At 60.9% G+C, this 20,181-nt stretch carries 17 protein-coding genes; 4 read left to right on the plus strand and 13 right to left on the minus strand.

Translation table 11 applies throughout. The annotated features are described in order from the left end of the window. Nucleotides 1-58: 58 nt before the first annotated feature. Nucleotides 59-4,075, plus strand: a complete 4,017-nt coding sequence (locus R3F07_14400; GenBank protein ID MEZ5277567.1) for an immunoglobulin domain-containing protein — start codon at nucleotides 59-61, stop codon at nucleotides 4,073-4,075. Between the two features lie 345 nt (nucleotides 4,076-4,420). Here the strand turns inward: R3F07_14400 and R3F07_14405 are convergent, their stop codons facing one another. From R3F07_14405 to R3F07_14445, 9 genes are all read right to left on the minus strand, one after another. Beyond that, a complete protein-coding gene (locus R3F07_14405) occupies nucleotides 4,421-6,217 on the minus strand; it encodes an SLC13 family permease (protein MEZ5277568.1) in 1,797 nt (598 codons plus the stop codon). Between the two features lie 47 nt (nucleotides 6,218-6,264). Then, a complete protein-coding gene (locus R3F07_14410; protein ID MEZ5277569.1) occupies nucleotides 6,265-7,050 on the minus strand; it encodes a cytochrome c oxidase assembly protein in 786 nt (261 codons plus the stop codon). 27 nt (nucleotides 7,051-7,077) lie between these two features. Continuing rightward, nucleotides 7,078-7,452 (minus strand): cytochrome C oxidase subunit IV family protein, encoded by a 375-nt coding sequence (locus R3F07_14415; protein ID MEZ5277570.1) that lies wholly within the window; start codon nucleotides 7,450-7,452, stop codon nucleotides 7,078-7,080. 11 nt (nucleotides 7,453-7,463) lie between these two features. Next, nucleotides 7,464-8,084, minus strand: a complete 621-nt coding sequence (locus R3F07_14420; GenBank protein MEZ5277571.1) for a heme-copper oxidase subunit III — start codon at nucleotides 8,082-8,084, stop codon at nucleotides 7,464-7,466. 1 nt (nucleotide 8,085) lies between these two features. Then, a complete protein-coding gene (gene ctaD, locus R3F07_14425; GenBank protein MEZ5277572.1) occupies nucleotides 8,086-10,044 on the minus strand; it encodes a cytochrome c oxidase subunit I in 1,959 nt (652 codons plus the stop codon). A gap of 7 nt (nucleotides 10,045-10,051) precedes the next feature. Beyond that, nucleotides 10,052-11,257: a cytochrome c oxidase subunit II gene (gene coxB, locus R3F07_14430; protein MEZ5277573.1), complete on the minus strand. Its 1,206-nt coding sequence runs from the start codon at nucleotides 11,255-11,257 to the stop codon at nucleotides 10,052-10,054. Between the two features lie 222 nt (nucleotides 11,258-11,479). Continuing rightward, a complete protein-coding gene (locus R3F07_14435) occupies nucleotides 11,480-11,914 on the minus strand; it encodes a DUF420 domain-containing protein (GenBank protein ID MEZ5277574.1) in 435 nt (144 codons plus the stop codon). A 25-nt stretch (nucleotides 11,915-11,939) separates the two neighbouring features. After that, a complete protein-coding gene (gene cyoE / locus R3F07_14440; GenBank protein ID MEZ5277575.1) occupies nucleotides 11,940-12,872 on the minus strand; it encodes a heme o synthase in 933 nt (310 codons plus the stop codon). After that, nucleotides 12,872-13,939 carry a COX15/CtaA family protein gene (locus R3F07_14445; protein ID MEZ5277576.1) on the minus strand — a complete coding sequence of 356 codons (1,068 nt, stop codon included), beginning with the start codon at nucleotides 13,937-13,939 and terminating at the stop codon, nucleotides 12,872-12,874. The genes cyoE and R3F07_14445 overlap by 1 nt, the downstream gene beginning before the upstream one ends. 192 nt (nucleotides 13,940-14,131) lie before the next feature. Between R3F07_14445 and R3F07_14450 the strand changes: the two genes are divergently transcribed. The 3 genes from R3F07_14450 to R3F07_14460 are packed head-to-tail and all read left to right on the plus strand — an operon-like array spanning nucleotide 14,132 to nucleotide 16,296. Next, the gene (locus R3F07_14450; GenBank protein ID MEZ5277577.1) at nucleotides 14,132-14,992 is read left to right on the plus strand and encodes an SCO family protein; all 861 of its coding nucleotides are present in this window, start codon (nucleotides 14,132-14,134) and stop codon (nucleotides 14,990-14,992) included. Continuing rightward, nucleotides 14,989-15,912, plus strand: coding sequence for a hypothetical protein (locus R3F07_14455; GenBank protein MEZ5277578.1), 924 nt, complete (start codon nucleotides 14,989-14,991; stop codon nucleotides 15,910-15,912). Before R3F07_14450 ends, R3F07_14455 begins: the two co-directional genes overlap by 4 nt. Continuing rightward, the gene (locus R3F07_14460; GenBank protein ID MEZ5277579.1) at nucleotides 15,913-16,296 is read left to right on the plus strand and encodes a hypothetical protein; all 384 of its coding nucleotides are present in this window, start codon (nucleotides 15,913-15,915) and stop codon (nucleotides 16,294-16,296) included. A 216-nt stretch (nucleotides 16,297-16,512) separates the two neighbouring features. Here the strand turns inward: R3F07_14460 and R3F07_14465 are convergent, their stop codons facing one another. The 4 genes from R3F07_14465 to R3F07_14480 are packed head-to-tail and all read right to left on the minus strand — an operon-like array spanning nucleotide 16,513 to nucleotide 20,074. After that, nucleotides 16,513-17,145, minus strand: a complete 633-nt coding sequence (locus tag R3F07_14465) for a PqiC family protein (protein ID MEZ5277580.1) — start codon at nucleotides 17,143-17,145, stop codon at nucleotides 16,513-16,515. Then, nucleotides 17,142-18,128 (minus strand): MlaD family protein, encoded by a 987-nt coding sequence (locus tag R3F07_14470; protein MEZ5277581.1) that lies wholly within the window; start codon nucleotides 18,126-18,128, stop codon nucleotides 17,142-17,144. Before R3F07_14470 ends, R3F07_14465 begins: the two co-directional genes overlap by 4 nt. Next, nucleotides 18,125-18,928 (minus strand): ATP-binding cassette domain-containing protein, encoded by an 804-nt coding sequence (locus tag R3F07_14475; protein MEZ5277582.1) that lies wholly within the window; start codon nucleotides 18,926-18,928, stop codon nucleotides 18,125-18,127. Before R3F07_14475 ends, R3F07_14470 begins: the two co-directional genes overlap by 4 nt. 3 nt (nucleotides 18,929-18,931) lie before the next feature. Then, nucleotides 18,932-20,074: an ABC transporter permease gene (locus tag R3F07_14480; protein MEZ5277583.1), complete on the minus strand. Its 1,143-nt coding sequence runs from the start codon at nucleotides 20,072-20,074 to the stop codon at nucleotides 18,932-18,934. Nucleotides 20,075-20,181: the final 107 nt, after the last annotated feature.

Here is a 20,181-nt window from a genome sequence, read left to right on the forward strand (position 1 = left end):
TGAGGCGATGTCGGATAGGCGCATCCGACTTCAGATGGACACTCGACCCCTTGCGATCATGATTGTGAACCCACGCCGCTACGGCCTTTCACTTCTTCTGGTTTTCGGCTCATCAGGCCTGCTTCACGCCCAGCCGACCGCTCCGAGTGCCGAACGCAATGCCGAGTTGCGGGCCATGCGCGAGGCGGACCACCCGATGGCCGCGGATGGCGAAACCCTGGGCGGGTTTGTCGTCGATCCGGCCAGTCGGGAGGAGTCACGGACCTTTTACCGGACGGTCTTCACCGCCTCCGAAGGCGTCGACATGGAATGGACCGGGAGTTATGATTCCGGTGAAAAGGGAGACACTTCCCAGGCCTACAAGGATGCCGTCCGTCGGCGGATCAATTACTTCCGCGCCATGGTCGGCGTTCCGGCCGACATCACCTTCAACAGCACCTACAGCAGCAAGTCGCAACAGGCGGCCCTGATGATGAGTGGCAATGATCAATTGAGTCATTTCCCACCCAATTCATGGGCCTATTGGACGGCTGACGGACGTGAGGCCGCTGAGAACTCAAACCTGGCGATCGGCAGCGCGGGTCCGGATTCGGTCGTGGGTTATATTCAGGACCATGGATCCGGTAACACGGCGGTTGGCCACCGGCGTTGGTTGTTCTATCCTCAGACCAAGGTTATGGGGACCGGCGACGTTCCGGGCATCGCCAACGTCAGCAACCGACGGCCGGCCAACTCCATCTGGGTCTTTGACGGGAACTTTGGCGGGACGCGTCCCGCGGTCCGTGACTCCTTTGTGGCCTGGCCGCCGCCGGGTTACGTGCCTTATGGGCTGATCTATCCGCGCTGGTCGGTTTCCTACCCCGGGGCGAACTTCAACGGGGCATCGGTCTCGATGAAGCGCAATGGCGTCGATATCGCAGTGGCCAAGGAGCCCCTTTCATCGGGTGTGGGCGAAACCACCCTGGTTTGGGTCTACGACGGTCTCGATGCCAATGTCCCGCAAACCCACTCCCGGCCGGGTTCGGACACGACCTATTCCGTGGTGGTCGACGGGGTGACGATCAATGGTCAGAATCAGAAATGGGAATACGATGTCATTGTCTTTGATCCGGACCAGGCGGGCGGCGATTTTGTCGCAACCACCGTGAGCGGTTCGAGCAGTCCGGTGGTCGGCGCGGACAACACCTACTCGGTGGCAACGGCCGGCTTTGCGACCGGCGTGCAATGGAGGAGTCTTCAGAGTGGCGGGGTGACCACAATTCTCGAAGGCGCCGAAAGCGGCACATCGACCGTCGATATCGTATCGACGGCCGGGTATGAGGTGATCGTTTCGAACCCCAGGGTAAGCGGCAGCAAGGCCTTCAATCTCCGGCACAGCGGAGGCAACCAGACGGAATACGTACGGTTGAAAGACACGTTCCTCGCCCGGAGCGACAGTCAGTTTTCCATGCAGCAGCGATTGGCGGCCGTAACCGATGATCAGACGGCGGCCGTGCAGTTGTCCTTCAATGGCGGGGGAAGCTGGAAGACGATCTGGGAGCACAAGGCGGCCGCCCAGAACGGGACGTTCTCACTCGAGACCGTTTCGCTCGGCGACTATGAGGGGCAGACCTTTGAACTGCGCCTGGTCTTTTCGATTGCCTTCGGCAGCTGGTTCAACGGCGGCCAGGTCGGCTGGTACTTCGACGATGTGCAATTGACGAATGTCGAAACGGTGGCGGTGGGGGCGGCCAGTGCCACCATTGAAGGCACGGAATTTCCCTTCAATCCGCCATCGGCCGGCGATTACGGACTCCAGGCCCGCCCCGTGTTCTACAATGACTACCCGCTGGACTGGGGTTCGGTTTTGCCGGTGACCGCCGCGGCCGGCGCCAATGAGGCGCCGCAGATCACGGTCCAGCCGACGGGGGGGACGATCGATGAAGGTGACTCGATTGATCTGACGGTCGTGGCAACCGGCTTTCCGTCTCCCACCTACCAATGGGAAAAAGACGGCGAGCCTGTATCCGGGGCAACCTCGGCCACCTTGAGCCTGACCGATGCGGGTGCGGATGATGACGGCAGCTATACCGTGGTGGTGAGCAATTCGGAAGGAAGCGTGACCAGCGACGCGGCGGTGGTCACGGTCAATCTCCTGGAAGGACCGATGATCACAACCCAGCCGGTGGGCGGAACCTTTGTGGCCGGAACAACCATCCAGTTGACCGTGGCCGCAACCGGCTATCCGGCGCCCACCTACCTGTGGATGAAGGACGGCGATCCCATTCAGGGCGCCACTCTGAACACCCTGGTGCTGACCGATGCGACTGAAGACGACTCCGGCGTCTATGCGGTGACTGTCACGAACAGCGTGGAAAGCGTAGTCAGTGACGATGCGGTCGTGGAGGTTGCCGCCGTCATTGCCCCGGCCATTCTGGTGGATCCCTCCGACGCCACCGCCGAAGCCGGCGGGAGCGCCACCTTTGCCGCCACCGTCAGCGGGACTCCGCCATTCAGCTTCCAATGGTTTAAGGATGGAGAGGCGATCGACGGATCGACCGCTCCGGTCCTTCGGCTATCCGGCCTGGATTCGGGGGATGAGGGCGACTATCGCGTTGAGGTGACCAACGACGCGGGGACAGCCACCAGCGCAACCGCACGCCTGACAGTCAACGTATCGACCTTCGGCGGTGCCTATTTCGGCGGCCCGGACGGTGCATCCGGCACTCTTGGCCTTTGGGTGCGCGGGACCAACACCGCTGTCTTCGCCCTGTATGTGCAGACCGATTCGCGTCTGATCCTCGAAGACCAGGTCGCTGTGGGGGGAGACGGTTCTTTCTTGTTTGAAGGTCCCGAAGGTACCGGGACGGTTTCCGGACAGGTCTCGGGCGATACCGTTACCGGCTCGGTGTCGGGTCTGAGTCTCGGCTTTACCGCCACCCGGTCGGATCCAAACGGATCCACTCCGGGTTTTGCCGGAGCCTATCGTTTGGCCGTCGCAAGAGAATCCGATTCCGATGCGATCCTGATTGCCGGAAGTGACGGGAATGCCGTGGTCTTTGCCCCGAGTCTTCCGGGAGGATACGGTGAGGCGATCGAAGGTCCCTTGTCCCCATCCGGACAGTTTTCGGAGAGCAACCTCGATGGCGTCCAGGTCAATCTTCAGTTCACCAACGGGTCGGTCGCCGGCAACTTTGTTTCGGGTTCGGATACCGGATATCTGGGCAGCTATCGGATGGGAGTGGAACCGCCGCACCTTCTGACGAATATCTCCATGCGCGGCAGTGTCGGAACGGGCGGCGGCATCATGATCGCGGGCTTTGTCGTGGGCGGAACTGGACAGAAACCGATCCTCGTTCGGGCGGTGGGTCCGACGCTCGCCGGATTCAACGTCCAGGATACGATTTCAGATCCCCAGTTGCTTGTTTCCGTGCTGAGCGGCCCGGTGGTCGATGGCAATGACAATTGGGAACAGTTCCCGGACCAGGCCGGTCTGGACTCGGTTCGGGCACGGGTCGGTGCTTTCCAGCTGGACGCGGGCGCAAATGATTCCGCTCTTGTCCTGCCACTGGACAATGGATCTTTCACCGCGAAAGTGAGCGGAGTTGGAGGAGTGACCGGCATCTCCCTGGTTGAAGTCTATGATGCCGACGATCTGGCCCTGGGTCCAGTGGCGGCGAAACTGAGCAATATCTCGATGCGGGGCTCGGTCGGTACGGGCAGTCGGATCATGATCGCCGGTTTTGTCGTCGATGCCGGCTACGACGGCAATCCCGGAGTCCCCAAGCAGGTCCTGATCCGCGGAGTGGGACCGACCTTGGCCGGATTCAATGTGCAGGGGACGATCTCGGATCCGCTCCTCCGCCTCTTCAACGCGGACAAGGAACTCGTCGGGGAGAACGACAACTGGGAGGCGGCGGATAACCTGGATGCGCTCAAGGCCGCCATGACCTCTGTCGGTGCCTTCGATCTGGATGAGGGCTCGGCAGATTCGGCCCTCCTCATCTGGCTCCTGCCGGGCAGCTACACCGCGCAGGTGCGCGGGGTCGCCGATGTCACCGGCCTGGCGCTGGTCGAGGTCTACGCGGTGCCGTGAGATGAGATCGGCTTTCTGGGGATAGGCGGATTCGCGGGCGGCCACCGCGGCATCTCATCCGACGGACCGCACAGCGATCGACCTCGCTGAATGACACATCTTATTCGGGTTCTCTCCCTCGGAGGCACCGAGACACGGCGCTGACCATCGAGGTAATCCCTGAAGATTCAGGTGCTGCCGGTTTTCATCAGTTTGTCGCCAGAGTTGAGGACCTTGTCCCATTCTCTCTCACCCTCCGTGTCTTTGTGCCTCTGTGAGAGATTCTCTTCTCTTCTACCGCACCTCACCCCTCAGCTTCCGAGCGCATCGTCCTTACTCTACGCCTTTTGGGCCGGCCAGTGTTCTTCAGAAATCCCAGACCATCGGGATGACGATCATGGAAATGACAAAACAGACCAGATTAAGAGGAATGCCGATCTTCACGAAATCGCGAAACCGGTAGCCGCCCACGCCATAGACGTAGGTGTTGGTCTGGTAGCCGATCGGGGTGGCGAAGCTCGCCGAAGCGGCGATGGCCACAGCGATGAAGAAGGGACGAGGGCTGACGCCCAGTGCTCCGGCCAGACCCCCGGCTATGGTGGCCATGAGAACAGCCGCCGCATTATTTGAAAGGATCTCGGTCAGGACGGTGGTGAGAAGGTAGATGCAGGCCAGCATGACAAGAGGCTTGTAGGCCTCGGAGACGAACTGATCGACAAAGCCGACAATCTGAAGGGCGAGATAGACGGACGCGCCGGTACTCTGCATCGCCGCACCCATGCCGAGCATGGCAAAGATCAGGAAGAGGATATTCCATTGGATGGAGGCGTATCCCTCCTTGGGGCGAAGGCAATTGGTCAGGAAAAGGACGACAACCCCGACAAAGGCGGCGTATTCGATTCTCGCCAATCCGAATGAGGCCGACGCGATGACCCCGACGATGGTGGCAATGACGATGGGGGCCTTCTTCTGGCGGTTCTCCGCCGGCACCGGGGGGCGATCGATGATCAGGATGTCGTCGCTGCGTCGAAGCTGGTTGATCGCGCCTTCGGTGCCGAGCATCAGAAGCGTGTCACCGAAATCGAGGCGAAGCGTTTCGATCTTCTCGCGCACATTGCGGCCGCGGCGGTGAACGGCGAGGATGATCATGCGGAATCGCTGCCGGAAGTTGACATCCTTGATCGATTCTCCGGCGAGGGAGGATCCGGGTCCGATCATGCCCTCGACCAGCATGCCTTCGTGCGCGGCGATCTGCTCGAGACCAAGGCCGGATTCGGCGACAAAATCGACCCCCTCGAGGCTGCGCGCCTGGACAATGCCGGAAGGGCGGCAGGCGAGAACAAGGCGATCGCCTTCGGCCAGGACGATCTCGCTGAGCTGGGATTGAAGCGAAACGCCGAATCGGACCAGATCGATCACGCGGATGCCCCGTTTCTGATTGATGTTGGATTCGCCCAGCGTCTTGCCGATGACCGGAGAACCGTGCTGGACAAAGGCCTCGGTGATGTACTCGCGACGTTCTTCGTCGGTCAGAATGGAGGTGAGGGTCTCGCGGGTCGGCAGGAGGCGCCGACCGAAGACCACCACGTAGAAGATGCCGACGACAAGAACCGGTATGCCGACCCACGCCATTTCGAACATGGCGAGCGGGGGTTGGGCCTCGTTTTGAGCGATCCCGCTGACCAGGATATTCGTGCTGGTGCCGACGAGGGTGCACATTCCGCCGAAAATCGAAGCATAGGAGAGCGGGATAAGGAGCTTCGAGGCCGGCACATCCAATTTTCGTGCGAGGCTCAGGATGACCGGCATGAAGACAACCACGACAGGCGTGTTGTTGATGAAGGCCGAGAGAAAGGCCACTGCCGTCATCATGATGAAGAGGAACCAGGTGTAACCGAGACCGGCGAGTCCGCCCATCGCCGCCGCCAGCCGATCAATCAGTCCGCATTTCTCGAGGGCCGCGCTCAGGATGAACATGCATCCGACGGTGATCGGGGCAGGATTGGAAAAGGCGTCGAGGGCGATATCGAGGCTGAGCAGTCCTGATCCGACGAGCAGGGCAAGCAGGGTAAGCGCCGTCACATCCGGAGGTATCTTCTCCAGCGCAAAACTGACAAGGGCACCCACCAGCAGCACCATGATCAAGAGGATCTCCCACGTCATAATAGCGGGATCAGCTTAGGTTGGACCGCAGGGGTACCAATCTTATTTCACGTCTCCTGCCTTTGGGCGCTTGTCTGGTACCAGCGGTAGAAAGCCCACGTGAGAACGGAGAGTTTGGCGATCATCGTTCCCACCGTCATGATGAGGCCCCCGAGCACCTGATCTTCCAATGGGGTGAGGTCCATCAGACGGGGCGCATAGGCGTAGGTCGGGTAGAGGATCTCCTTTGAGAAGGTAAGGAAGGCGCACAGAGGCACCTGCACCAATCCGACAGCGAAGATATAGAGGATCTGGCCGCCATAGGGCAGGGGGGGCAATTCCCTTGATGGGCTGGCGATGGGCCACCACATGAGGATGGCCGAAAGGAAGAAGGAAAGATGCTGTATGATGTGGACGGCCTTGTCGCGGAGGGCGAGATCGTAGAGGCCGGGCAGATGCCAGCCCGAGAGGACCGTGATATAGACCATCGTGGCGACGATCGGATGGGTCAGAAACCGGAGGAATCTGCCGATGACCGCGCCGGTGGTGACGGGACGAAGCATCCAGGAAGGAATTCCGGTGAGGATCAGCAAAGCGGCCGGGTAAACCAGCAGGAGATGCTGGATCATATGTGCCCAGAAGAGGTAACGCTCACCGATCTGGTCGAGCGGAGAGCCGACAGTGAGGTAGAAAATGAACAATCCGCCGTAGAACCGGAGGGCAGACGCGGTCGGAAACCGGGCTCCGCCCAATATTGCCCGCCAGGGACCGGCCAGCATGGCATAGAGCCAGCCGGCCGAAATCAGACCGGCCACCAGGTAGGGCTCGTTATGCCAGTGCGTCCAGTTGATCATGGACGGCGATGAGACCCCGGCCGGGGTTCAGACTCTTTCGGTCCCGGTCGATGATGCGATCATCGACATTGTCTCGAGCGGCACGGCCGCGGCTTCGGAACGATCGGTCCGGAAGACGGCCAGCAGGGCAGCCATGGTGCCGGCGGCAAGGACCATGCCGATGAAGAAGATGATGGTGCAGAGCGCCCGGTCATAGATCAGGTGCATGAACCAGAAGATGACGGCGAGAAACTTGACCGCCGAGAGAATGGCCAGGGTGGTGAAAAGGGCCGCGTAGGAAAACGGGAGAAAGATGACAATGATCTCCACCCCAGTGATCACCGCCAGGATCATGGCAAGCTGAACGAAGGTGTGAAACTTGCTCTTTTCGTGAATGACGGAAGCAGGTTGGGCGTGTTCCATGGACGACGTTTTCAGATGTACTCGATCAGATAGACGGCGGTGAAGATGACAATCCAGACGATGTCAACGAAGTGCCAGTAAAGCCCGGCGGCTTCCACATCGATGGCGTCCGCCTGGGTCAGCTTGCCGGTATACGAATAGAAAGTCAGCGAGAGAAGCCAGAGCACGCCGATGGCCACGTGGCACCCGTGGGTTCCCGTCAGAACGAAGAAGGTCGAACCGAAGATCGAGTTGCTCAGGGTCAGACCCTGGACATGGACGAAGTGATTGAACTCGTAGACCTGGCCGCCGAGAAAGAGGAGTCCGAAGAAGGCCGTGGTGTAGAGGTAACCCCGCATCATCTTCATCCTGCCCCGCTGGACCGCCTCGACCGCGAGCGCCATCATCAGACTGCTCATCAGCAGGATGAAGGTGCTGGCCGAAGTCAGTTCGATGTCGAAGATCCGGGTGGGGTCCGGCGCTCCTTCCAGCGGGTTGAGCCGGTAGATCAGGTGGGTCGCGATGAGCGAGCCGAAGAACATGCAGTCCGACGCCAGGAAAAGCCACATGAAGAGCTTTTTGTTCGGGATACCGGTCGAGGTGCTGGCATCGTGATGGGGATCGACCATCCCGGCAGAAGCGGCGTTGCTCATCTTATTTGCCCTCCTTTTCAGTTTCCGGATGGAGGTGATAACCGCCGGGACCCTCAAAGCCCCAGAGATAGACGCTGATCAGAAGCAGGCCCGCTCCGAAAAGGGAAACGGCCCCGGCCGACCAGCCGAACGGAACAGAATAGATCAGACCGTAGGCGCCGATCGTAAGTCCGAGGGAAGCCGTGAAGGGATACCACGACTGATCAGGCATGTGAACCCCGTGCTCTTTCTCGGCGGCGCTGCCGGGGTTGACCGGAGGAGGGGTGTCGGCGTGCTTTTCGAACCAATGGGCATCACGGCCCCGCACGACCGGCACGGAGGCGAAATTATATTCCGGGGGCGGCGAGGGAATGGACCACTCCAGGGTCCGGGCGTCCCAGGGATCCTGTCCCGACTTTTTCCCCTTAACGGCCGAGTAGAGAATGTGAAAGATGGCGATGGCAAAGCCGATCCCGAGGAGAAAGGCACCGATGGTCGAGACGAAGTTCCAGCGGTTCCAGTCAAGGTTGTCGGCGTAGGTGTAGATCCGGCGGGGCATTCCGTTGAGCCCGAGGAAATGCATGGGGAAGAAGGCGATATTGAACCCGATCAGGATCGTCCAGAAGCCCAGCTTGCCGATCCCCTCGCTCGCGATCCGCCCCGTCATTTTCGGCAGCCAGTAGTAGACGCCGGCGAAGAGGGCCAGGATGCTTCCGCCGATCAGGACGTAGTGGAAATGAGCCACCACGAAATAGGTGTCCTGCTGCTGGGCATCGGCGGGGGCGGCCGAATGCATGATCCCGGTGAATCCGCCCATCATGAACATCCAGATGAAACCGAGGGCATAGATCATCGGGGTGGTGATCCGGAGCTTGCCACCCCAGAGGGTGCCGATCCAGTTGAAGATCTTCACTCCGGTAGGAACCGCGATCGCCATGGTGGTCAGGGCGAAGGCCGTGGTGGCCAGCTTGCCGAGGCCGGTGGTGAACATGTGGTGGCTCCAGACGGCAAATCCAAGAAATCCGATGACCGCTCCCGAGAAGACGATGATCGGGTAGCCGAAAAGCGGCTTGCGCGAGAAGGTGGGCAGGATCTCCGAAATGATACCCATCGCGGGCAGGATCAGAATATAGACTTCCGGATGGCCGAAAATCCAGAAGAGGTGCTGCCAGAGGATGGGTTGCCCTCCCTTGGCCACCTCAAAGAAGTTGGTGCCGGCCATGCGGTCGAAGAGGAGCTCTGCGAGTGCGATGGTGATGGCGGGGAAGGCGAGGATGAGGAGAAACGAGGTGACCAGGGTCATCCAGGCGAAAACCGGCATCCGCATCATCGTCATGCCGGGAGCCCGCATGTTGATGATCGTCACGATGAAGTTCAGGGCCGCCACAATCGAAGCGACGCCAAGAATCTGCAGTCCGAGAATCCAGAAGTCGGTTCCCAGACCCGGGCTGTAGGTGTTGGAGGTGAGATTCGCGTAGCCGAACCATCCTATATTGGGCGCATTGATGACGCCGTGACTGCCGGCCCCGGCATCGGGAAGAAACCAGGCCGAGTTGATCAGGATGGCGCCGAAGAAAAAGGTCCAGAAGCTGAAGGCGTTCAGCCGGGGAAAGGCCACGTCGCGGGCACCAATCATCAGCGGCACCATGTAATTGAAGAACGCCGCACTCATCGGCATGACGGCAAGGAAGATCATCGTCGTGCCGTGCATGGTGAACATCTGGTTGTAGACATCTGCACTGAGCACATCGTTGCCCGGGACCATGAGCTGGGCGCGGATGAGAAGGGCTTCGATGCCGCCGATGACAAGGAAGAAGAGGGCGGAGAGTCCGTAGAGGATGCCGATCTTCTTGTGATCGACAGTGGTCAGCCAGCCGACCAGTCCGGTCTTGGCCGTCGGTCGTTTAAAGAGGGAAATCGAACCGCCGGAGGCGTTGGATTCGTGCTCGAGAAAGTCGGACTTAACGGTGGAGGTCGCCATGGTCGGATTACTTCAGAGAGTGGAGATAAGCGACGAGGGCCTGGATGTCGTCCTCGGTCAGCTGGATATTGTTGATCACGTAGCCGTCGCGATACATGATGTTCCCGGGCTTGACCGAGTCGGGGTCGCGGAGCCAGTGGGCGAGATTCTCGTCGGTGTTGTCGAGGAGGCCCGCCGCCAGGGTGGTTCGCGATCCGAAATGGGTGAGAGTGGGACCGGTGATCCCCGGTGCGCCGTGTCCCTTGATCTCGTGGCACATCAGGCAGGTCTTGTCACGGAACAGGGCGCGCCCCCGGTTGATCAGGGCCGTGTCCTCGGCCGCGGTCGGGACCTGGGCCTGACGCCAGCCTTCAAGCGAGCTCAGCGCGCCCGGCGGAGCGTCCTCGGTCATGGCGGCAAACTCGATCTTGGGGTTGAGGTCCTCCCAGGTGGCGGCCACCGGCTGATCGGACACCGAGCGGGCGTCGCCGGCCTGTCGCTCGGCCCAGGCCTGGAATTCGGCGGGTTCCAGGCTGACGAGGCGGAATTTCATGTTGGCGTGCGATTCACCGCAGAATTCGGCGCATTGGCCCCAGTAATAGCCCTCGTGATCCGCCTGCAGCCACATATGATTGGCCCGGTTGGGAATCAGGTCGACCTTGCCGGCCAGCTTGGGAACCCAGAAACTGTGGATGACGTCAAGGGTCCGCAGTTCGATGTGAATTGGCCGGTCACTCGGGATGACCAATTCATTGGCTGTGGCGAATCCGAGCTGCGGGTATTCGAATTTGAACCACCACTGGTAGCCGGTGACCTTGATCTCGAGAGCGTTTTCCCGGTCGGGGGTATCACTGGTGTACCAGATGCCGCGGACAGTCGGAATCGCGATGATGACCAGGAGCAGACCGGAAATGACAATCAGACCCATTTCGACGAGGGGATGTCCGTGGGTCTGAGGTGGCGGGTCATCCGCGCCCTCCTGATCCTTCCTGCTCCGGAACTTGATCTGGGCATAGGCGAGCACACTGCCCACGGTCAGGAAGATGAAGATGGAGACCCCAAGCGTCAGGTAAAACAGGTGCAGCTGGTGGCGGGCAACCGGACCTTCCGTCACGATGGTCGACTGGTGCCCGCTCATGTCGCACCCCGAGAGTGCGCCGAGCACGAGCAGGCCGCCAAGTAGGGCGGTCAGAAACGAACGTTTGCGAATGGCGGAGAGAAAACGGTTTCCCATGGTCAGGAATGGAACAAGGCAGTGTTCACAGCCGGGAAGGATGCCCGGATTTTCGGGAAGGCTCCGTGATTCGACTGCGATTTCAAGATAATTGTCGCTGATAATGCAGGCATAGTAACCTGATGGAAACTGGGTTCGAGAGTTATTAGGCAGGGTAATCCGCTGAATCAGAGCCCGGATCCAGGCGTCCCCCGGGCTTTCGGGATCTCTGCGGCGGAGGGTTCAAGCAGCCGCAGGAAACCAGACATAGAGGAAGAGGTAGATGAGGACGCCGGTCACGGAAACATAGTACCAGATGGGAAACGTCCACCGGGCCCACCTGCGGTGTCGATCGATCTCGCCCCGGACAGCCAGCCAGAGGGTTCGCAAGACCAGCGGGGCGATGATCATTGCGAGCAGAATATGGGTCAGCAGCATCGTGTAGTAGACGGCGCGCAGGGCGCCCTCGCCCCCGAAGGGCGTATGTACCCCGCGAACGAGAACCTTGTGGGTGACATAGCCGACGAGGAAAACGATGGAGACACCGAAAGCCGAGACCATGCAGATCCGGTGGGCGCGGATCCGCCCGGTCTTGATCAGGATGAAACCGGCGCTGATCAGAACCGTCGCCAACCCATTGAGCAGGGCGTTGAGGGTCGGGATATCGGAAACGGCCATGAAAGAGACTTCCTTGGCGGGCCGATCAGGCCAGCCAGCGGTCGAGCACGAGAATCGCGAGGACGAGCGGCAGGTAGGCGATGGTGGTAAGGAAAAGACGGCGCGCGGCGGAATCGCGTCCCGCCTCTTTCATGAAGCGGCCCGCCGAGAGGAGAAACCAGAGTCCGAGTGCGGCGGCCGCCATCAGGTAGATGATGCTGGTAAACCCGAGCAGGGTGGGGAGCAGGCTCACCGCGATCAGCAGGATGGCATTGATCATTGACCAGAGGGCCACCCGCCCGCCGTCGGGATCGGTCACGGACAACATGGGGAAGGAAACGGCGGCATAGTCCTTCCGGTAGACCCAGGCGATCGCCATGAAGTGGGGTATCTGCCAGAAGAAAAGGACACCGAAGAGGATCCACCCCAGGGTGCTGATCGAGCCTTCGGCCGCTGCCCAGCCGATGAGGGGCGGCAGGGCTCCGCTGACCGCGCCCAGTTCGGTCGCCCAGCGGCTGCGCCGCTTCAGAGGCGTGTAGATGCAGACATAGGAAACAATGGTGCCGAGCCCGAGCATCCCGGCCAGGGAATTGGTCCCCAGCCAAAGCTGCGACACCCCGACAGAACTCAGAAGGAGTCCCCAGCCAAAGGCATGGGCCGGAGTGACCAGTCCGGTCGGCAACGGCCGGTCGCGGGTCCGTTTCATGACGGCATCGGTATGGCGCTCCAGCCATTGATTGAGAGCCGCGGCCCCTCCGGCGGAAAGGGCGGTGCCGCAGAGAAAATTGAAGAGATTCCAGAAATCCCGTCCCGGTTGGGCCGCAAGATAGGCGACAAGTGCCGTGATGACCGAGAGGAAACTCAGCCGGGGTTTGGTCAACTCGATCAGTCCGCTGAACCAACGGGCACGCGTCTGCTCGACCTCCAGCAGGGCGGCCGGAGGATTCACTTCGTAATGTTGTCTCGCTTCGGGACTCATCAATTCGCTGCGGAGCTGGCGGGCAGGTCGGTCCGGGAGGCTCGGTCCTCCTTGGGACTGTTCCCGACGGTTCGGGTGTCGCCAAACTGAAAGCGGTGGCAAAGAAAGGTCAGGCTGAAGGTGGCGGCAAGGACAAACGCTCCGTTGAGCATGTGGATCGTCGCCGCATTGGAATTCCGCACCGTCCAGATGACGAGTGCGCCAAGGTAAATCTGGACGGATAGCAGCAGAACCAGAAGAGCTGAAGGGATCCCCAGCGCCCGGCGGGTTCGGGGTGAACCCCAGATCAGGCTGAGGAAGACAAGCAGGACGACGGTGACGACGACGGCCCAGGCCCGATGCGCGAAATGGATCCCCACCCGGTAATCCCAGGCGGCGGGCAGGAGGCTTCCTTCCGAGGACAGGGGAAAGGTGGGGATGGCGAGGCCGGCGTGGGCATGCCGCATCATCGCGCCGAAGAGCAGCTGCAGGACAACTGCGCCGAGAGCCAGGAGGCCCCACATACGGATCCTTCCGGAGACCGGTCCGTCAAGCCCCGCGTTACGAGAGATCCAGGAACGCGAGCTGGCGATGGCGATGGCGATGAGCAGACAGAAAGTGAGTTGCCCGGTCAGCCCGTGGAGAACCGCAAAGGTCTGGGCGATCCGATTGTCATCCCCGCCGATATTCTGCTGGTCGAAAAGCACGCGGGCCCCTCCGAGGAGTCCCTGGGTGATTACCATGCCCAGGGACGCCCATCCGAGTGTGCGCAGCCAGGACCGGGATTCGCGCAGGTTCAGCCAGATGGCCAGCACGATGCAGAGGATCCCGGTCCCGGTGGCGAGGAGACGGTGGCTGTGCTCGGCCATCTTGTCCGATTCGGTCAACCAGCCGTCCGGATTGATCGACCCATTCGAGAGGGGCCAGTCAAGAAATGCCATCCCCGCCCGAATGCTCGTCGTGAACCCTCCTGCATAGAGCAGAAGCGTCGTCCATCCGAGGACTAACAGGCAGAACCAGGCCAGGACCGGCTTGTAGTCGAAGGTTCTATGCGGGAATGAAGTTCGGTTCTTGGTCAATGTCTGCACACCAGTATTCAATGCCGGAGTTCCCGCAATCCTTTTGAGATGTTCGTGCAAGTGCGGAAACCACCCGATGGGCCACTTTTCAGACAGTCGCTTTGACAAATCAGGCCGCACGGCGATGTGTTGGGGTTGATGTTACCTCAGAATTTCATGGGATTTCGGATACTTTTCTTATGTAGTGTATTCGCAGCGCTAATGACCGGCTGCGGGTCGCATCCTTCCGACGGAGACGCGGAGGGCGCGAAGGGCGGTTATGAGTTGGTCGGCCGGGTGGTCGCGGTCGACCCGGAGGCGCGGACGGCCCTGATCGATCATGAGGAAATTCCCCAATACATGCCGGCGATGGTCATGGAGTTTTCCATTTCCGAGGGTGACCTGAAGGTCCTGAAGGAGGGTATGCGATTGCGGGGCCGAATGTTTGCCACCGATGACGGTTATCGTCTGGAAAAAATCTGGCCGATTGACGCGGAGGGTGAAGCCATTGTCGGACAGGCCGGCGCGGCTCTCAGGCAGGATACGGTCATTCGCGGCCGCAATGCCTATCGCGAAATCGGAGAGAGCCTTCCCGATTTCGCTCTATACGACCAGAACGCCGGCGTGGTCCAGCCCGACCGCTTTCGCGGACAGCAGATCGTCCTCAACTTCATCTTCACCCGATGTCCGGATCCCAAGATGTGTCCCGCATCCACCGCCAAGATGATGCAGTTGCAGGCCGCGGCCCGTGAACTGGGGATCGACAATCTCCAGCTCATATCGATCACCCTTGATCCCGAATACGACACTCCGGGCATTCTCAATGCCTACGCCTCGAGCCGGGGCATCGACACGGCCAACTTCAGTTTCCTGACCGGTCCGGAGCCGGCCATTCTCGATCTGATGTCTCAGTTGGGCGTCCTCGCTTTTCCCGAGGACGGCTTGATCCGGCACACCCTTGCCACCATCCTGATCGACGAAAAAGGTCGCATCATCTACCGGACCGATACCAGCGGCTGGGAACCGGAGGAATTCCTCAAACGGCTCCGTCGGCCGGAAACGGATCCGGCACGCCCCTCATGACGGATCTGACCTCACCCCGAGGCGAGTCGCGACGACGGCGCTGGCAGTCGCTTCTCATTACCCTATCGGCGATCGGACTCTACGGGTTCATCCGCCTCCTGCCGGCGTCGGGCGATCACCTCAATTACACCGATTTCCAGGCGGGTGGGGCCGCCGTTCACGATTTCTGCGAACCCGGGTCCGCTTCCTTTGTCCCGGTCCAGGCCGTGCGGTCACCGGTCAGCCTGACCCTCTTTCCCGAATCACCCCTGGAAACCGGCAGGACCTCCCGCGTGAGGGCGCAGTTGGAGACGGCCAGCGGGCGACCCCTGAAGGTGGAAGACCTCCTGGTCGTGCACACCCGGAAACTTCACCTCCTGGTCTCCGATCCGAGTCTGGACGACTATCAGCACCTGCATCCGGAACCCACTGGCGTCCCGGGCGAATTCCTCTTCTCCTTCAATCCCCGGCTGTCCGGCCTCTACCAGGTTTACGCGGACTTCATGCCCCGGGCAACCGGTCGAGGGCTCTACGCGGGATCGGATCTCGAGGTGGCGGGCGAGGCCGCCGCACCATTGCCGGTCGCATCCCTTGCGGCGGTGGCCGGGGGGTGTCGTTTCCGGCTCACCAGCTCAAGCCAGCCGATCCGTATCAATGAAACGGTGACACTCACCCTGAACATCGCCGGGATCGACGGTTCGGTTCCGCAGCTCGAGACCATCATGGATGCCTATGCCCACATGGTCGCCTTTGACTTCGCACGGCAGGGCTTCGCCCACCTGCACCCCCGGGAACTTGATCCCCTGCCCGGAGACGGGGCCTCCCTGGAGCTGAGTTTTTCGCTGAATCTTCCGGATCCCGGCTGGTACCGGGTCTGGGCCCAGGTGCTGATCGCAGGGGAGGAAGTGTTCGCCCCCTTCACCCTGGAGGTGTTGCCCTGAATGGCCATCCGAACGATCAATCTGAAATGTGCACTCGCCTTCTGGGTAACCGGGCTTGTCGCCCTCTGCCTGAAGGCCGATCCCTTCTATGCGGGGCTGCTCTTTCTGCCCTTTGCGCTTGGCCCTCAAATCCTGACCCACCTGGCCATTGTCCATGCGAAGTCGAAAGGGGCCCAGATTACCCTGACCGTTGCCCTGGTCGGCTACTTCGCCTGGTTCTGCCTGGTTTTCATCGAGATCTTCTACCGCCATCCGGATCCTCAGGGTGCGGTCGCCCTGCTCTTCGTCGGCGTCTATGCCACTCCGGCCATGCTCGTCCTCTGGCTTCTCGTCGCCTTCTTCGAGCATCGCTGGAAGAAGGCCAAGGCGCCGGGGAACGTCTAGTATGGCGTCACGGATGAAAGTGAACGTTTTCTCCGGGCATTGACGGTCGCGCAGGAGTACGACCCTTGCTCCATCGGTCATCCATAGGAGGGCGGTCCTCCCAGCTTCCCATGGCTACGCCGAGGCAAACACGGGCCGCCGCGCGAAGAATCCCGATTTCCGGGCACTCGCACCGGAATCCAAGGCACCATGGCGCGCCTTCGACGCCGTCAGGTGTCAATCCGCTTTGGAAGCGTCGATGCAGGATCGGATCGTCCGGGCGATGTCGGCCGCGAGTTCACGATTGGCATCGCTCAGCGTGGCGATGGAAGCCGCGGTCGAATCATAGGGGGACGGACCGGGTCTCTCGATGCGGACCTGTCCACGGAGGGAATTCCGTGGCACACTTTGATCGGTGCAGGACCATTCGGCTGCGACCACGGCAAGTCCCTCGGTCGTCACTTCGCAGCGCGAATACTTGATCCTGAGTTCGTAATCCACGTCTCCACGGTTCCAGGGCGCCTGCAGGACCGAAACCCCCTCGAGGTTTTCTTCTACCCGGTTTCCGATGAATTGGGACAGCCCCTGATCGAGCCTCCCGGCCCAACGGTCCTGTTCGAGATAGACGACCTCGGTGCCCGATTTGCGGACGGTCAGCCGGTTGTCGTGGAGATAGGACGGGAGCAGGACCGGCATGAGTCCGACTGTGGTTTCCTTCACGACCGCGCCGGACGCGGATTGGATATCGGCCTGGTTGTCGAGGACGAAATGTCTTCTCGCATCGACCGCGGGCGTGGTGTTGAGGCAGCCGCTGAGCAGACCGGCGAGGGCGAAGGGCAGGAGGAGGAGAGGTCTTCTTGGATGCTTCATGGGTTGGCCGGTTGTTTCTCCCGGCCCGAGATCAGGGCGTTGGGATGGAGGCGGAGAAACTCCGCCAGTTCGGAGACCGAAGTGGATGCGTCGGCAAACTGTTCGAGGGCAAGGCCGAGGTTGTGAGCCAGAACACTGTCGGCCGAAAGAGTGTGCCGCACATCGGCCATGCCGTCACGCATTTCATCGATCGCCTTGGAGATCGAATCGAGGGTGACACTGATATCCTTGGAGACCGAGCCGACTTCGCCACGAAGTGCCGCCGACGTCGCTTTGAAGTCCTCGAGCGTGTCGGAAACCCGGTTGATGGCCAGGCCCAGATTGGGGTCATCGAGCAGCTTGTTCAGGGAGGCGAGGACCTGGTTCAGGTTGTCCGAGATCTCGGATACCTGGAGGTCACCCACCTTCTGGTCGAGCTGCTCAAGGATGGAGGTAAGTTTGTTCGCGATGCCCTCGACGTCGACGGATCCCAGTTTCTCCATCATCGCCTGGATGCCCGACGACATGGTGGGGATCTCGATCATCACGGGCTTGAGCTGATGGAGAACGGCCGGCGGAGCGTCCTGACCGAGGGCCAGTTCGATGTAGAGCTGTCCCGTAACGAAACTGCCCGCTTCCAGTCTCCCCCGCAATCCCTCGCCGATCAGCGTTTCGATCAGACTCTGGTCCTTGATCGCGATCTTCCGGTCGGATCGGTTGCGGATCAGGCTCTGCTCCAGTTCGATGAAGACGGGTACCGCAAAATCATCATCCGCCTGATTGAAGCGAAGCTGGATATCGGTCACCGTGCCGATCTTGACGCCGCGGTGGGTCACCGGAGCTCCCACGCTGAGCCCTTTCACCGACGAATCGAAGTAGAGAATGAATTTCTCGGTCACCCCAGACATCCTGAACTCCGAGAACGTAATCACCCCGGTCACGAGCAGGGCGATGCCGATGATGACGAAGAGACCGACAGTGGTTGGATTGGCTTTCTTGCTCATGGACGGACAGGTTGGGCGGGGCGTTCTCCGGCGGGTTTCTCGAGTCCGCTGGTCAGGAAGTTGCGGACGGATTCATCTTCGGAATGATCCCGCAATTCACGGGGATTTCCCTGGGCCCGCATCCGCTTGGAGACCGGGTCGAGATAGATGGAATTGTCCCCGATCGTGAAAATGCTCTCCAGGTCATGGGAGACCACGATGATGGTGGTTCCCAGGCTGTCCCGCAGCTCAAGGATGAGCCGGTCCAGATTTCTTGCGCTGACCGGATCGAGTCCGGATGACGGCTCATCAAAAAAAAGGATGTCGGGATCCAGGGCCATGGCCCGGGCGAGGCCGGCCCGCTTCTGCATCCCGCCGGATATCTCTGACGGATAGTAATCCTCGAAACCGGCCAGACCGACGAGAGAGAGCTTGAGGTGGGCGACCTCCTTGATCTCGTCTGGCGTCAGTTCGGTGTATTCCGAGAGCGGCAGGGCGATGTTCTCAGAAAGGGTCATCGAGCTCCAGAGCGCAGAGCCCTGAAAGAGGACGCCAAAGCTGCGGAGCATGGTGGCCCTTTCGTCGTCATCCGCCTGCCAGATGCTCCGTCCGCCGTAGAGAATATCCCCCTTGGCCGGGCGGAGCAGGCCGATCATGTGATTGAGGAGGGTGCTCTTGCCGCAACCGCTTCCGCCCATGATGATGAAAATCTCGCTTCTCCGGATGGCGGCCTGGACATCGCGCATGACCACATAGCTGCCGAATGCCATGGTCAGGTCACGGATCTCGACCTTGATCGGGTTCGGGTGGCTCTCGCTCATGGTTCAGATACCAAGAAGATTGGTCAGGACCGCAAAGAGACCGTCTGCCACGATGATGGCAGTGATGCCGGCGACGACCGCCGAGGTGGCGGCCTGGCCGACCGAAGACGCATTGCGCCCGCTGCGGATGCCGAAGAAGCATCCGGCCAGTCCGACCAGGATACCGAAAATGGCACCTTTGAAGATTCCGATGAGAAAGCCATTCAGGGAAATCGAATCAAGGCTGCGCTGCAGGTATTCCGTCGTATTCAGGTCGAGCAGCAGACTCGAGACAAAGAATCCTCCGAGGATGGCGATGATGTCCGCAAAGACGGTCAGGATCGGCATCATGATGAAGAGCGCGAGGACGCGGGGCAGCACGAGGAAATCGATCGGGGAAATGCCGAAGGTCTTCAGGGCATCGACTTCCTGATTCACCGTCATGGTGCCGAGCTCGGCCGCGAAGGCCGCCCCGGTTCGCCCGCTCATGATGATGGCCGTCATGATGCATCCCATCTCGCGGACCGTGGCAATGGCCACGAGATCCGCGACGAAGATGGCGGCCCCGAACTGGGTCAGCTGGACCGCACCGACAAAAGCCAGGATCATGCCGACTAGGAAATTGATCAGGGCTACGATGCCCAGGGCGGAGGGACCGGCCCGCTGGAGGATGGTCAGGGTCTGCGACCAGGGCAGTTGGGCCCGCCCCCTGACCAGCCGCACGATGGAGAGCACGGTCTCTCCCATGAAACCCACGAAGACCGTTGCGCTCGAGCCCATCGAGAGGACCTCGGCCCCGAGTCGGGTGATCGGCCCCCCGGTTTCTTCGTCCGAACGGGTATCCGTCTTCGGAGGGACCGCCCGGGCCAGTTCGAGGAGCTTCCGCGCACCGATGGGGAGGCCGTCATCCCTGAACTCGATCGTCCGGGCCGTGCAGAGTTCCTGGCAACCCAGCAGAAAAGTGAGCAGACTGCTGTCCCAGACGCCCAGCTTTTCGGCATCGAACCGGACGTACCGGGTTTCGGAATTACCGTCCAGTTCACCCTCCACAGCATCCAGTTTGCCGATACCGGACCGGGTCTCCCAATCGCCGACCAGGGAAACGGTCAGGGTTCGGTCGTCCGTGCGATCGACCTTGAATCGTTCTGGGGGAGAGGCGTCGACCATGGCAGTCGTCTTTCCTGAGTGAATTGACGACTGAGGGCAACTGCGAATGCCGCGGGCCAGGCGTGGCGGAAGGGAAGGCGGACGAACGTCCGGTCAGAAGAGGGCAC

It is taken from the genome of Opitutaceae bacterium (assembly GCA_041395105.1).
Classification (GTDB): Bacteria; Verrucomicrobiota; Verrucomicrobiia; order Opitutales; family Opitutaceae; genus B12-G4.